Source organism: Escherichia sp. E2748, from assembly GCF_005781125.1.
Classification (GTDB): Bacteria; Pseudomonadota; Gammaproteobacteria; order Enterobacterales; family Enterobacteriaceae; genus Escherichia.
On record NZ_VATP01000010.1, the window covers coordinates 1 to 13599 of the forward strand.

Here is a 13599-nt window from a genome sequence, read left to right on the forward strand (position 1 = left end):
TGGTATTCATTTATCGTCTTGCGACGTTAAGAATCCGTATCTTCGAGTGCCCACACAGATTGTCTGATAAATTGTTAAAGAGCAGTGCCGCTTCGCTTTTTCTCAGCGGCGCGGGGTGTGCATAATACGCTTTCCCGCTACAGAGTCAAGCATTTTTTTGCTTTTCTCTGCCGGAATTCTCAGGAGAATCCCGCTGACCCGGCGGCGTGTTTGCCGTTGTTCCGTGTCAGTGGTGGCGCATTATAGGGAGTTATTCTGAGCTGACAAGAGGAAATTTAAAATAATTTTCCGAATGCGCATTTTTTCAGCAAAACACCTGTAAGCGTGCCATAAAACAAGCAATTTGCCGTTTTTGCAACCGCAATCACACTTCCAGGTGGCATACTAAAGAGGAATAAAAAGAAAAAGGAAGATAAGTAATGCCTTTAAGCGCACAACAGTTAGCTGCACAGAAAAACCTTTCATATGTTCTGGCTGAGAAGCTGGCACAACGAATCTTAAAAGGTGAATACGCACCTGGCACCATTTTGCCGGGTGAAATTGAACTGGGTGAGCAATTTGGTGTGAGTCGTACTGCGGTACGCGAAGCGGTCAAGACGTTAACGGCAAAGGGGATGGTTTTACCGCGTCCACGAATTGGTACTCGGGTCATGCCACAATCCAACTGGAACTTTCTTGATCAGGAATTACTCACCTGGTGGATGACAGAAGAGAACTTTCATCAGGTCATTGATCACTTTTTGGTTATGCGTATCTGTCTGGAGCCGCAAGCCTGTTTACTGGCTGCAACGGTAGGAACAGCAGAACAGAAGGCGCATCTCAACACGCTAATGGCCGAAATGGTCGCATTAAAAGATAACTTTCGCCGAGAACGTTGGGTTGAGGTCGATATGGCCTGGCATGAGCACATCTATGAAATGAGCGCCAATCCGTTTTTGACCTCTTTCGCCTCGCTATTCCATTCGGTTTATCACACTTACTTCACGTCAATAACCAGTGACACCGTGATAAAGCTGGATCTGCACCAGGCGATCGTCGATGCGATTATCCAAAGCGATGGCAACGCGGCATTTAAGGCTTGTCAGGCGCTACTACACACTCCGGATAAGTGATAACCAGACAAAGGGACATTGAATGAGCGAGAAAAAGAAGCGCAGTATGGCGGGTTTGCCATGGATTGCGGCGATGGCTTTCTTCATGCAGGCACTTGATGCCACTATCCTGAATACAGCCCTACCCGATATCGCTCATAGTCTTAATCGCTCCCCCCTCGCTATGCAATCGGCCATCATCAGTTACACGCTGACGGTGGCGATGCTTATTCCGGTCAGCGGATGGCTGGCCGACCGCTTCGGCACACGCAGCGTTTTCACCATTGCCGTTAGCTTGTTCACGTTGGGTTCTCTGGCCTGCGCACTCTCAAACTCGCTGCCACAACTGGTTGTCTTCCGTGTTATTCAGGGGATAGGCGGCGCAATGATGATGCCGGTCGCTCGCCTGGCGTTACTGCGCGCATACCCACGCAATGAACTCCTCCCGGTACTGAATTTTGTCGCCATGCCGGGTCTGGTAGGGCCGATTTTAGGGCCCGTTCTTGGGGGCATGTTAGTCACGTGGGCGACATGGCACTGGATCTTTTTAATCAATATTCCCATTGGTATTGCGGGCCTTCTTTACGCTCGCAAACATATGCCCAACTTCACCACAGCACGTCGAAAATTTGATATCACTGGTTTCTTACTGTTTGGTCTTAGCCTTGTGCTCTTCTCAAGTGGAATAGAGCTGTTTGGTGAGAAAATTGTTGAAACCTGGATCGCCTTGACGGTCATTGTGGCCAGCATAGTGTTACTGCTTCTCTATATCCTCCATGCGCGACGAACGCCAAACCCATTAATTTCATTAAATTTATTTAAAACCCGCACTTTCTCGATCGGTATCGTAGGCAATATTGCAACCCGTCTGGGGACCGGCTGTGTACCGTTCCTTATGCCATTGATGTTACAGGTAGGATTTGGTTATCAGGCGTTTATTGCTGGCTGCATGATGGCACCGATAGCGTTAGGCTCCATTATTGCGAAATCGATGGTTACGCAGGTTTTACGGCGTCTGGGCTATCGCCATACGTTAGTGGGAATTACGGTGATTATTGGTTTGATGATCGCCCAGTTCTCATTGCAATCTCCGGCAATGGCGATCTGGATGCTAATTTTGCCGTTGTTTATTTTAGGGATGGCGATGTCGACGCAATTTACCGCGATGAATACCATAACACTTGCCGATCTGACCGATGACAACGCCAGCAGTGGTAATAGCGTTCTGGCTGTCACGCAACAGTTGTCGATCAGTTTAGGTGTAGCCGTTAGCGCAGCCGTTCTTCGCGTTTACGAAGGGATGGAAGGTACGACGATTGTTGAACAATTCCACTATACGTTTATTACGATGGGGATGATTACGGTTGCTTCAGCAGCGATGTTCATGCTCCTGAAGGCAACTGATGGTAATAATTTGATTAAACGCCAGCAAAAATCTAAGCCGAGCCGCGCGCCATCAGAATCGGAGTAAGTTGTAATCGTTGTTGCTGTAAGGTTGGCTGCGCCATTCGGTGGATGAGTACATCAATCGCCAGCTCTCCCAATTCATCTTTCGGTTGATGGATAGTAGTGAGCGGTGGCGTCATATAACGTGCCAGTTCAATATCGTCATAACCAATCACCGCGATATCCTGCGGGACATGCAATCCAGCCTGGTACAACGCCTGGTAAACACCCACTGCCATTGCGTCATTTCCGGTAAAGACCGCCTGAGGACGCAGAGGATGTGATAACAGCTGTCGCATCGCGTCAAACCCGCCGTTAAATTCAAAATCGCCAGTCACTTCATAGCCATCGGGAATGTCGAGGCCAGCACGTTTCATCGCCGCCCGATAACCTTCCAGCCGCAATCGTGCAGGCGTTTTATCCAGAGGCCCGGTAATACAGGCGATACGAGTATGACCTTTGTCGATCAGATATTGCGTCGCTAAATCCCCTCCCAGCAACGAGTTATCCTGAATAAGATCGCTGTCGCCATCGAACGGCGCCCAGTCCATCATCACGGTAGGCACCGTCGGATAACGTTGCATGATTTCACGCGAAGGCTGATGCGTTTCGGTGCAGAGTAACAGCAGGCCATCAACACGCTTTTGCATCAGAGTTTCCAGATTACGATTCATTCGCTGCTCATCGCCTTCGGTATTACAAAGGACAAGACTATAGCCGCGCTCGAAGCAGCTGCGTTCAACGCCACGCACCAGTTCTGAATAGAAAGGATTGGTACTGGCGGTGATCAACATGCCAATGGTATGTGTTTGATTAAGCTTGAGACTACGCGCCAGAGCTGATGGCGCGTAATTGAGTTCTTTAATCGCCGCTTCAACTTTGGCGGTAATCGCTTCACTGACGAAGCGATCTTTATTGATGACGTGAGAAACTGTTGAGGTAGAAACGCCCGCCAGGCGGGCAACATCTTTCATTGTAGCCAAGCGTCACCTCTGCCTGTCTAAAAATGCGTCGATCTCTTCACGCCACGGTACGGAAGGTTGTGCGCCTTTACGTGTTACGGCAATCGCAGCGGCGGCATGGGCAAAACGAATCGCCTCTGGCAATGGTTTTTCTTCCAGCAACGCCGTGATTAACGCGCCGTTAAAGGTATCTCCGGCAGCAATGGTATCGACAGCCTGCACCCGGAATCCAGGAACGCGCTGACCTTCACCATTCACGCTAGCCCATACACCACGACTTCCTAAAGTAATCAGTACAGTACGGATACCTTTTTCATGCAGTACCTGCGCCGCCTTCGCCGCATCTTCATCATTTTCAACACGAATACCGGTGAGCTTTTCTGCTTCCGTTTCGTTTGGCGTAATAATGTCCACCAGCGCCAACAGTTCGTCAGGAAGTTCGCGAGCCGGGGCCGGGTTAAGCGCAACGATAGTCTTATTTTGATGGGCAATTTTCGCTGCTGCCATCACACTTTCGAGTGGTGATTCCAGCTGCATTAATAATGCTGAGGCATTCGCAATACGCTCGCGTTGTGCTTCTACCAGCACAGGGGAAAGGGCAGCGTTAGCACCGGAATGAATACCGATGACGTTCTCGCCTTCACTATTAACAAAAATCAGCGCCACACCTGTTGATTCACCTTTGATCACGCTTACAGGTGAAATATCAATGTTATCAGTAGCGAGCTGCTGACGTACGCTCTCGCCAATACTGTCATCGCCCGTGCAGGCTATAAACGAGATATTCGCGCCGCTACGCCCTGCTGCCACCGCCTGATTCGCGCCTTTGCCGCCAAATGCGACTTGATAGTGGTTACCGGTTACGGTTTCGCCTGGAGTAGGAAAAGATTGAAGATTAAGGATATGGTCAGCATTAATGCTGCCAAGAACAACGAGGCTGCCTGCGTTTTGCATATTCGGGATGTCCATAAAATGCGCCACCGGGTTAGGGTGGCGCGTGCCCTGCTTTTCTTTATATTACACGTTCATCTGTCGATGACGTATTGATGCCACTATCAGGTTATAAAACCTGACTAAGACTACTGCTTAACAACCAGTTTCAGATCAACCGGATATTTCGCCTGAACTTTTTCGCCTTTCAGAACTTTGTCCGCGGTTTCGACACCTTTCGCGCCAATCTGATCGGGTAACTGAGCGATAGTCGCTGCCAGTTTGCCATCATTTACTGCTTTTTCGCCATCAGGTGTACCGTCAAATCCGACGACCATCACATCCGATTTACCAGCAGTTTGCAGCGCACGCAGTGCGCCCAGCGCCATTTCATCGTTCTGCGCGAACACTGCCTGCACATCCGGATGAGCGGTCAGCAGGTTCTGCATTACGTTCAAACCTTTGGTACGGTCGAAGTCTGCCGGCTGGCTGGCAAGGACGTTAAATTTGTGAGCAGCAACAGCCTGCTGGAAGCCTTCGCCACGTTCACGGGCTGCGGATGTACCGGCAATGCCTTGCAGCTCGATAACTTTGGCACCTTCGCCCGCTTTCTTCGCGATGTAATCACCGGCGATTTTGCCGCCCAGTACGTTATCAGAAGCAATGTGGCTCACCACTTCGCCTTTCGTGGCCTGGCGGTCAAGGGTGATAACTGGGATGTTCGCCTGGTTTGCCATCTTCACGGCGTTACCCACTGCATCGGAGTCGGTCGGGTTAATCAGCAGAATTTTGGTGCCGCGAACGGTTAAGTCTTGCACGTTCGCCAGCTCTTTCGCCGGGTTGTTCTGGGAGTCCAGCACCACCAGGTTATAGCCGAGTTTATCCGCCTCTTTCTGCGCGCCATCTTTCAGCGATACAAAGAACGGGTTATTGAGTGTGGAAACCACCAGCGCAATGGTGTCTTTTGCCATTGCATTCGCACTAACGGTGGCGCTTAGCGCAACAGCAGAAACCAGGGTAGCCAGTTTTTTCATGTTCATATTCAAGATGTCCTGTAGTCGTTATTACTGCTTTTTGTTGTCTACCAGCACCGCCAGCAAAATCACCACAGCTTTGACGATCATCTGGTAATAGGAGGAAACACCTAACAAATTCAATCCATTATTAAGGAAGCCAAGAATTAATGCGCCGATCAACGTCCCAACAATGCGACCTTTTCCGCCCGCCAGACTCGTACCGCCCAGAACCACCGCAGCAATAGCATCCAGCTCATAGCCAGTCCCCGCCGTGGGTTGTGCGGAGGAGAGGCGCGCCACTTCAATGATCCCGGCCAGCGATGCCAGCAGACCACAAAGAGAATAGACGATGATTTTGATTTTATTGACGTTGATACCAGAAAGACGCGTTGCCGCTTCGTTGCCGCCCAGCGCGTAGATGTAACGCCCCAGACGCGTGTGATGCAGCATGTACCAGGCCGCGAGGAAGACAATCCCCATGATCCAGACTGGCGTCGGTACGCCCAGCGGACGACCAATACCAAACCAGCCAAACAGATCGGCGTTCTCAGTAAAGCCGGTATTCACTGGGCTACCGTTGGTATAAACCATAGTCACGCCGCGCAGCAATAACATCATCACGAGGGTAGCGATAAACGCCTGGACGCGGCCTTTCGCCACAATCACCCCTGTTACCGCACCAATTGCGGCACCTAATGCCAGTGCGGCAGCGACAGCCACCAGCGCATTGACTTCAATGCCGACGATAGACGCAGCAACTGCGCCAGTCAGCGCCAACAGAGAACCGACGGACAGGTCGATGCCCGACGTCAGGATCACCAGCGTCATGCCGACCGCCATAATGGCGTTCACCGAGGTTTGCTGGAGAATATTGAATAAGTTATTGATGGTGAAAAAGTTCGGGCTTAACGTCGAGACAATCGCGATCAGCACCAGCAGAGCGATAAGCGATTTCTGCTCCATCAGCCACGCTTTCGTGAAATAACGGCGACCAGAAACAGTCTGGGTTGTCATTTTTTTACTCCTGATTCACGCGATTAAGCTTGCCCACAGCGGCAGCCATTAACACTTCCTGGGTGGCTTGCTCACGAGTAAATTCCCCGCTGAGATGCCCTTCATGCATGACGATGATGCGATCGCTCATGCCTAATACTTCTGGCATCTCTGATGACACCAGAATGATGCTCAAGCCATCGGCTTTGAACTGGTTGATCAGTTGATAGATCTCTTTTTTCGCGCCGACATCTACACCACGGGTAGGTTCATCAAGGATAAGTACTTTCGGGCGCGTCATCAGACCGCGGGCAATCGCCACTTTTTGCTGATTGCCACCGGAGAGCAGGCCAATTGCCTGTTCCATTGATGGCGTTTTCACATTGAACAGGCGAATAAAATCACTCACTGCCTGTTGTTCATCGGCATGCTTCAAACTGCCGCCAGTACGGCTGAAGTAGCGCAGCGCAGTCAGCGACATATTTTCTTTTACTGACATGCCCAGTACTAAACCGTCGCGTTTACGGTCTTCAGAGATATACACAATGCCGTTTGCCAGACCATCCTGCGGTGAACGAGTAATAACTTCATGCCCATCCAGCGTGACATAACCGCTGGTGCGCGGCAGTGCGCCATAGAGCACTTTCATTAATTCGGTACGCCCCGCGCCCATCAAACCAGAGACGCCAAGGATTTCGCCATTGCGTAGGGTAAAAGAGACGTTGTTAACACCAGGTCCGCAGAGATTATCGACTTTCAGGCGGATATCTCCCGGCGCTTTGTCCAGGTGTGGATACTGCTCTTCCAGCTTGCGGCCCACCATCATCTCAATCAGCGAATCTTCGGTCAGTGATGCCACTTCACGCTCGGCAATAAATTGCCCGTCACGAAAAATGGTAACGTCATCGCAAATCTCGAAGATTTCTTTCATGCGGTGGGAGATATAGACAATGCCGCGCCCTTGCGATTTCAGCTCGCGAATGACGCGGAACAGGGATTCGGTTTCGGTATCAGTCAGCGCATCTGTCGGTTCATCCATAATGATGACTTTCGACTCAAAGCTCAGCACTTTGGCGATTTCAACCATTTGCTGGTCACCGATGGAAAGATCTCCCACCAGCTTGTCGCTTTTAAAGCGCAGGTTAAGTTTAGCCAGCAATTTATCCGCTTCGGCATACATGGTTTTCCAGTCAATTTTGCCAAAGCGATTAACAAACTCACGACCGAGGAAAATGTTTTCGGCAATGGTCAACTGCGGGATCAGGTTCAGCTCCTGGTGGATAATCCCAATCCCGGCTTCCTGGGAAGATTTCGGCCCGGTAAATGTCGTTTCTTTCCCCAGCCATAAAAGCGCACCGGCATCGCGAGTATAGATACCGGTAAGCACTTTCATCATGGTGGATTTACCCGCGCCGTTTTCGCCTACCAGCGCCATTACGCGGCCCGGATAGACATTTAACGCGGCGCCCGAGAGGGCTTTTACGCCCGGAAAGGCTTTATCAATGCCTTTAAGCTGTAGTAATGCTTCCATGACGACCTCAGAACGTCACGCCAGCACAGAGAATGATATTCGCATACGGAGAACATTCTCCGCTGCGAATTACCGCCTGACTTTCTGCGGTTAGTTGTTTGAATTGTTCATGCGTGGTGTAACGAATTTCAATGGTGTTTCCCTGGTGTTGTTGCAGCTGCTCAAGGTGAGTGAGCAACGTTTCGTGGAGTTGCGGATTATGTTGTTTGATCTCTTCCGCGATAATGGCTGCCTCAACCTGCATTTCACTCGTAACAACTCCCAGTACCTGCATAAAAGAAGGTACGCCCTGGGTTAATGCCACATCGATACGCGTTGTACTTTTTGGGATGGGTAAACCAGCATCACACACCACCAGCGTATCGGTATGCCCCAGACGGGAGATCACCGACGAAATATCAGAATTAAGAACGGTGCCTTTTTTCATTTTTTTCTCCATCAGCGAAACGTTTCGCTGACCAGCAGTTTAATCCTGACAGAACAGAGAAAACCATCGCAACGTTACTGAAATGTGATCAACATCGAAACGTTTTACATCGTGATTAAGCATGAAAAACAAAAACGCCTCCTTTATGGAGAAAGGAGGCGTCTGGCGTTAGATTTCGACCTGAGTACCTAGTTCAATAACCCTGTTTGGTGGGATTTCAAACTGATCTGGTGCACGCAGTGCATTACGCTGCAACAGCAAGTACAGTTTGCCACGCAAACGTAAGTACCACGGGCGTTTGCCGAGGATCAACGACTCATGGGACATAAAGAAGGAGGTTTCCATCATCCGGCAACTTAACCCTTCCAGGCCACAGCGGTGGAAGACTTCTTCCACGTTTGGCGTTTCCCGCCAGCCGTAACTTGCCACCACGCGCCAGAAAGTGGGCGACAGTTGTTCAATCTGTACCCGACGGACGTTATGGACATATGGCGCGTCTTCGGTACGCAGAGTTAACAGAATCACCCGCTCATGCAATACCTTGTTATGTTTAAGGTTATGCATCAGCGCAAAGGGAATGACGTTGATTGCACGCGACATGTACACCGCGGTTCCGGGAACGCGAACGGGCGGTGATTTCTCCAGCGAAGCAATCATCGCTTCCAGAGAATTACCATGTTCATGCATCCGTCGCAGCAGGCGGAAACGCTCGCTCTTCCAGGTGGTCATCACGATAAACATCACCGTACCGAGGCTCAATGGCAACCAGCCGCCGGAGAGCAGTTTATCGAGGTTAGCGGTGAACAATGGAATATCGACACAAAGGAAGGCTATCAGGATCAGCGCAACAAAATACTTATTCCAGTGCCAGTTCTGACGCGCCACGGTAGTCGAAAGAATAGACGTCAGTACCATCGTTCCGGTCACCGCAATCCCATACGCCGCCGCCAGGTTACTGGAGTGCTCAAAGCTGACAATCACAATCACGACCGCGACATAGAGCATCCAGTTCACAAACGGAATATAGATTTGCCCTGACTCCCTTTCGGAGGTGTGAATGATACGCATCGGCGAAAGATATCCCAGACGTACCGCCTGACGCGTCAATGAGAAAACGCCAGAGATAACGGCCTGCGAGGCAATCACCGTTGCCAGTGCAGCGATAATCAGCAGCGGGATTAGCGCCCAATCAGGTGCTAACAGGAAGAACGGGTTCTTAATCGCTTCCGGGTTCTTTAACAACAGCGCTCCCTGGCCGAAGTAGTTAAGGGTTAAGGAAGGCAAGACGACAGTGAACCACGCCAGGCGAATCGGGAACTTACCAAAATGCCCCATATCGGCATACAGCGCCTCGACTCCGGTAATCGACAGCACCACCGCCCCTAATGCAATAAAAGAAACCGTTTTGTATTCAAGGAAGAAATGCACCGCCCACATCGGATTCAGCGCATGCAGCACTTCCGGGTTAGCAATAATGCTACGTAACCCCAGCCCTGCCAGAATCAAAAACCAGGTCAGCATGATCGGCGCAAACAGCTTACCGACCATAGCCGTGCCATGTTTTTGAATCATAAACAGTAAAGTAAGAACGATGATTGAGAGGGGAACTATCCAGGTATCCAGTTGCGGGGCGACGATTTCCAGACCTTCAATGGCAGACATCACCGAAATAGCAGGTGTTATGACGACTTCACCATAGAAAAAGCTGCCACCGATTAGCCCCATAATCACTAACATTGAGGTCGTTCGCGCCGACGTATTACGCCCGGCAAGCGACATCAACGTCAGAATTCCCCCTTCTCCGGCGTTATCCGCGCGCATCACGAAGGTAAGGTATTTGATGGAAACCACAAAGATTAGCAGCCAGAAGATCAGCGATAAAAAGCCAAACACGGCATCGCGTTCAACGCCAAAACCAAACTGGCCGGACAAACATTCACGAAGTGTATATAACGGGCTGGTACCAATATCGCCGTAGACAACTCCAATCGCCGCGAGGGTTATCGCGGGCAACGATTGCTTATTATCAGTGCTCATAGACTAGTCTTTCGTTGAAATATGAAATGTGTGCGTAGTCCCTTGGCCCACAAAAAAGCGCTCAGTATGCACGATTAACGGCAAAATCGTACTCCTAAATGCGGCCACATTAACCTGGCTCAAAGAAAAATATCCCTTCTTTGAGACTATTTTTGCCACCAGCAAGAAACGTCTATACTCGCAATTTACGCAGAACTTTTGACGAAAGGACGCCACTTCATTATGGCTCACCCTCATTTATTAGCGGAAAGAATTTCCCGCCTGAGCAGCGCGCTGGAAAAGGGGCTTTATGAACGTAGCCACGCCATCCGCCTGTGTTTGTTAGCGGCATTAAGTGGTGAAAGCGTGTTCCTGCTTGGCCCCCCAGGTATTGCTAAAAGTCTGATCGCCCGTCGCTTAAAATTCGCCTTCCAGAATGCGCGCGATTTTGAATATCTGATGACCCGCTTCTCCACCCCGGAAGAAGTTTTTGGCCCCCTTTCCATTCAGGCGTTAAAAGATGAGGGACGCTATGAACGCTTAACCAGCGGTTACCTGCCGGAAGCAGAAATCGTCTTTCTGGATGAAATCTGGAAAGCTGGCCCGGCAATTCTTAATACCCTGCTAACCGCTATTAACGAACGTCAATTCCGTAACGGTGCTCATGTCGAAAAAATCCCGATGCGCTTGCTCGTGGCGGCCTCCAACGAGCTGCCGGAAGCAGACAGCAGTCTGGAAGCGTTATATGACCGCATGCTGATTCGTCTGTGGTTAGATAAAGTGCAGGATAAAGCGAATTTCCGCTCCATGCTGACCAGCCAACAAGATGAAAATAACAATCCGGTTCCTGCCGCCTTGCAGGTCACTGATGAAGAATATGAACGCTGGCAGAAAGAGATTAGTGAAATTACGCTGCCCGATCATGTATTTGAGCTGATTTTTATGCTGCGCCAGCAACTGGATAAATTACCAGATGCGCCTTACGTCTCCGATCGTCGCTGGAAAAAAGCGATCCGCTTATTGCAGGCCAGCGCTTTTTTTAGTGGTCGCAGTGCTGTTGCCCCGGTTGATCTTATCTTGCTGAAAGATTGCCTGTGGTATGACGCGCAAAGCCTGAATTTGATTCAACAACAAATTGATTTATTGATGACCGGTCATGCCTGGCAACAGCAGGGGATGTTGACCCGCCTGGGCGCGATTGTGCAACGTCGTCTGCAACTCCAGCAGCAACAAAGCGATAAAACAGCCTTAACGGTAATTCGTCTGGGCGGCATTTTCAGCCGTCGTCAGCAGTATCAGCTTCCTGTCAACGTTACTGCTTCCAATCTGACTCTGCTGCTGCAAAAACCGTTAAAACTGCATGATATGGAAGTAGTTCATATCTCCTTTGAGCGTAGCGCGCTGGAACAGTGGCTGAGCAAAGGTGGTGAAATTCGTGGCAAACTGAACGGTATCGGCTTTGCCCAGAAACTGAATCTGGAAGTTGATAGCGCCCAACATCTGGTTGTACGCGATGTAAGTTTACAAGGCAGTATGCTGGCGCTCCCCGGTTCATCGGCTGAAGGTCTACCAGATGAAATAAAACAACAACTGGAAGAGCTTGAAAGCGACTGGCGTAAGCAACACATTTTATTCAGCGAACAGCAAAAATGTCTGTTTATCCCTGGCGACTGGTTAGGTCGCATTGAAGCCAGCCTACAGGATGTCGGCGCCCAGATTCGCCAGGCGCAACAATGCTAACACTGGATACGCTCAATGTGATGCTGGCCGTCAGCGAAGAGGGATTGATCGAAGAGATGATCATCGCGCTGCTGGCCTCACCGCAGCTGGTGGTATTCTTTGAAAAATTCCCGCGCCTCAAGGCGGCAATCACCGATGATATTCCCCGCTGGCGTGAGGTGCTGCATAGCCGTCTGAAAGATACGCGTGTCCCGCCGGAACTCACTGAAGAGGTCATGTGCTATCAGCAAAGCCAGCTTCTCTCCACGCCGCAGTTTATTGTGCAGCTACCGCAGATTCTGGACTTACTGCATCGTCTGAATTCCCCGTGGGCCGAACAAGCCCGACAGCTGGTTGATGCTAACAGCACTATCACTCCGTCATTGCATACGCTTTTTCTCCAGCGTTGGCGCTTAAGCCTGATTGTGCAAGCGACGACCCTGAATCAGCAGTTATTAGAAGAAGAACGCGAACAACTGTTGAGCGAAGTTCAGGAACGCATGACATTAAGCGGACAGCTCGAACCAGTTCTGGCAGATAACAACACCGCAGCCGGTCGTCTGTGGGATATGAGCGCCGGTCAGCTTAAACGCAGCGACTATCAGTTGATTGTGAAATACGGGGAATTTCTTAACGAACAGCCGGAACTGAAACGTCTGGCGGAACAGCTGGGACGTTCGCGGGAGGCCAAATCAATACCCCGCAACGATGCGCAGATGGAAACCTTCCGCACTATGGTGCGCGAACCGGCAACCGTTCCTGAGCAGGTTGATGGCCTGCAACAAAGCGATGATATTTTACGCCTTCTGCCGCCGGAACTGGCGACACTGGGCATCACTGAACTGGAATATGAATTTTATCGTCGGCTGGTGGAAAAACAGTTGCTCACCTATCGTCTGCACGGTGAATCATGGCGTGAAAAAGTGATCGAACGCCCGGTGGTACATAAAGATTACGACGAACAACCGCGTGGACCGTTTATTGTCTGCGTAGATACTTCCGGCTCAATGGGCGGTTTTAATGAGCAGTGTGCGAAAGCGTTCTGCCTGGCCTTGATGCGCATAGCCCTCGCTGAAAATCGACGCTGCTATATTATGTTATTTTCCACCGAGCTCGTCCGTTACGAGCTTTCAGGCCCACAAGGTCTTGAACAAGCGATCCGCTTTTTAAGTCAGCAGTTTCGTGGCGGCACCGATCTGGCCAGTTGTTTTCGCGCCATTATGGAACGCTTACAAAGTCGGGAATGGTTTGACGCTGATGCGGTGGTGATTTCTGATTTTATCGCCCAGCGGTTGCCTGACGATGTGACGAGTAAAGTGAAAGAGTTGCAGCGGGTACATCAGCATCGCTTTCACGCCGTGGCGATGTCAGCACACGGCAAACCCGGCATCATGCGCATTTTCGATCATATCTGGCGCTTTGATACCGGGATGCGAAGCCGCCTGCTCAGACGCTGGCGGCGATAAAC

At 50.5% G+C, this 13599-nt stretch carries 11 protein-coding genes; 4 read left to right on the plus strand and 7 right to left on the minus strand.

What is annotated here, in order from left to right; translation table 11 throughout:
• Positions 1–419 precede the first annotated feature (419 nt).
• Together FEK42_RS10780 and mdtD are read left to right on the plus strand one after the other, a co-directional pair.
• Positions 420–1112 (plus strand): FadR/GntR family transcriptional regulator, encoded by a 693-nt coding sequence (locus FEK42_RS10780; RefSeq protein WP_130222537.1) that lies wholly within the window; start codon positions 420–422, stop codon positions 1110–1112.
• Between the two features lie 22 nt (positions 1113–1134).
• On the plus strand, positions 1135–2562 hold the full coding sequence (mdtD, locus tag FEK42_RS10785) for a multidrug transporter subunit MdtD (RefSeq protein WP_135493174.1): 1428 nt from the start codon (positions 1135–1137) through the stop codon (positions 2560–2562).
• Here mdtD and rbsR read toward each other — a convergent pair.
• The 7 genes from rbsR to kup form a co-directional block, all read right to left on the minus strand.
• Positions 2528–3520: a ribose operon transcriptional repressor RbsR gene (rbsR, locus tag FEK42_RS10790; protein ID WP_130261125.1), complete on the minus strand. Its 993-nt coding sequence runs from the start codon at positions 3518–3520 to the stop codon at positions 2528–2530. The two genes, mdtD and rbsR, sit on opposite strands and share 35 nt — an antisense overlap.
• A 3-nt stretch (positions 3521–3523) precedes the next feature.
• A complete protein-coding gene (gene rbsK, locus FEK42_RS10795) occupies positions 3524–4453 on the minus strand; it encodes a ribokinase (RefSeq protein ID WP_130215333.1) in 930 nt (309 codons plus the stop codon).
• Positions 4454–4578: 125 nt separating this feature from the next.
• Positions 4579–5469, minus strand: a complete 891-nt coding sequence (gene rbsB / locus FEK42_RS10800; RefSeq protein WP_001056273.1) for a ribose ABC transporter substrate-binding protein RbsB — start codon at positions 5467–5469, stop codon at positions 4579–4581.
• Positions 5470–5493: 24 nt separating this feature from the next.
• Positions 5494–6459 (minus strand): ribose ABC transporter permease, encoded by a 966-nt coding sequence (rbsC, locus tag FEK42_RS10805; RefSeq protein WP_000211858.1) that lies wholly within the window; start codon positions 6457–6459, stop codon positions 5494–5496.
• A 4-nt stretch (positions 6460–6463) separates the two neighbouring features.
• Entirely contained in the window at positions 6464–7969 is a 1506-nt protein-coding gene (gene rbsA, locus FEK42_RS10810) for a ribose ABC transporter ATP-binding protein RbsA (RefSeq protein WP_135493173.1), read from the minus strand.
• A 7-nt stretch (positions 7970–7976) separates the two neighbouring features.
• On the minus strand, positions 7977–8396 hold the full coding sequence (rbsD, locus tag FEK42_RS10815; RefSeq protein ID WP_130206840.1) for a D-ribose pyranase: 420 nt from the start codon (positions 8394–8396) through the stop codon (positions 7977–7979).
• Positions 8397–8564: 168 nt separating this feature from the next.
• Positions 8565–10433, minus strand: a complete 1869-nt coding sequence (gene kup, locus FEK42_RS10820; protein ID WP_130206838.1) for a low affinity potassium transporter Kup — start codon at positions 10431–10433, stop codon at positions 8565–8567.
• A 222-nt stretch (positions 10434–10655) separates the two neighbouring features.
• On the opposite strand from kup, the gene ravA reads away from it, so the two are divergent.
• Positions 10656–12152 carry an ATPase RavA gene (gene ravA, locus FEK42_RS10825; RefSeq protein WP_130206836.1) on the plus strand — a complete coding sequence of 499 codons (1497 nt, stop codon included), beginning with the start codon at positions 10656–10658 and terminating at the stop codon, positions 12150–12152.
• Positions 12146–13597 carry an ATPase RavA stimulator ViaA gene (viaA, locus tag FEK42_RS10830; RefSeq protein WP_135493172.1) on the plus strand — a complete coding sequence of 484 codons (1452 nt, stop codon included), beginning with the start codon at positions 12146–12148 and terminating at the stop codon, positions 13595–13597. The genes ravA and viaA overlap by 7 nt, the downstream gene beginning before the upstream one ends.
• Positions 13598–13599: the final 2 nt, after the last annotated feature.

What these genes read in the sequence shown, in the direction of transcription:
- FEK42_RS10780 (WP_130222537.1), top strand. Translation starts at nt 420, where the DNA reads ATGCCTTTAAGCGCACAACAGTTAGCTGCACAGAAAAACCTTTCATAT.
- rbsD (WP_130206840.1), bottom strand. Translation starts at nt 8,396, where the DNA reads ATGAAAAAAGGCACCGTTCTTAATTCTGATATTTCGTCGGTGATCTCC.
- viaA (WP_135493172.1), top strand. Translation starts at nt 12,146, where the DNA reads ATGCTAACACTGGATACGCTCAATGTGATGCTGGCCGTCAGCGAAGAG.
- ravA (WP_130206836.1), top strand. Translation starts at nt 10,656, where the DNA reads ATGGCTCACCCTCATTTATTAGCGGAAAGAATTTCCCGCCTGAGCAGC.
- kup (WP_130206838.1), bottom strand. Translation starts at nt 10,433, where the DNA reads ATGAGCACTGATAATAAGCAATCGTTGCCCGCGATAACCCTCGCGGCG.
- rbsB (WP_001056273.1), bottom strand. Translation starts at nt 5,469, where the DNA reads ATGAACATGAAAAAACTGGCTACCCTGGTTTCTGCTGTTGCGCTAAGC.
- mdtD (WP_135493174.1), top strand. Translation starts at nt 1,135, where the DNA reads ATGAGCGAGAAAAAGAAGCGCAGTATGGCGGGTTTGCCATGGATTGCG.
- rbsC (WP_000211858.1), bottom strand. Translation starts at nt 6,459, where the DNA reads ATGACAACCCAGACTGTTTCTGGTCGCCGTTATTTCACGAAAGCGTGG.
- rbsA (WP_135493173.1), bottom strand. Translation starts at nt 7,969, where the DNA reads ATGGAAGCATTACTACAGCTTAAAGGCATTGATAAAGCCTTTCCGGGC.
- rbsK (WP_130215333.1), bottom strand. Translation starts at nt 4,453, where the DNA reads ATGCAAAACGCAGGCAGCCTCGTTGTTCTTGGCAGCATTAATGCTGAC.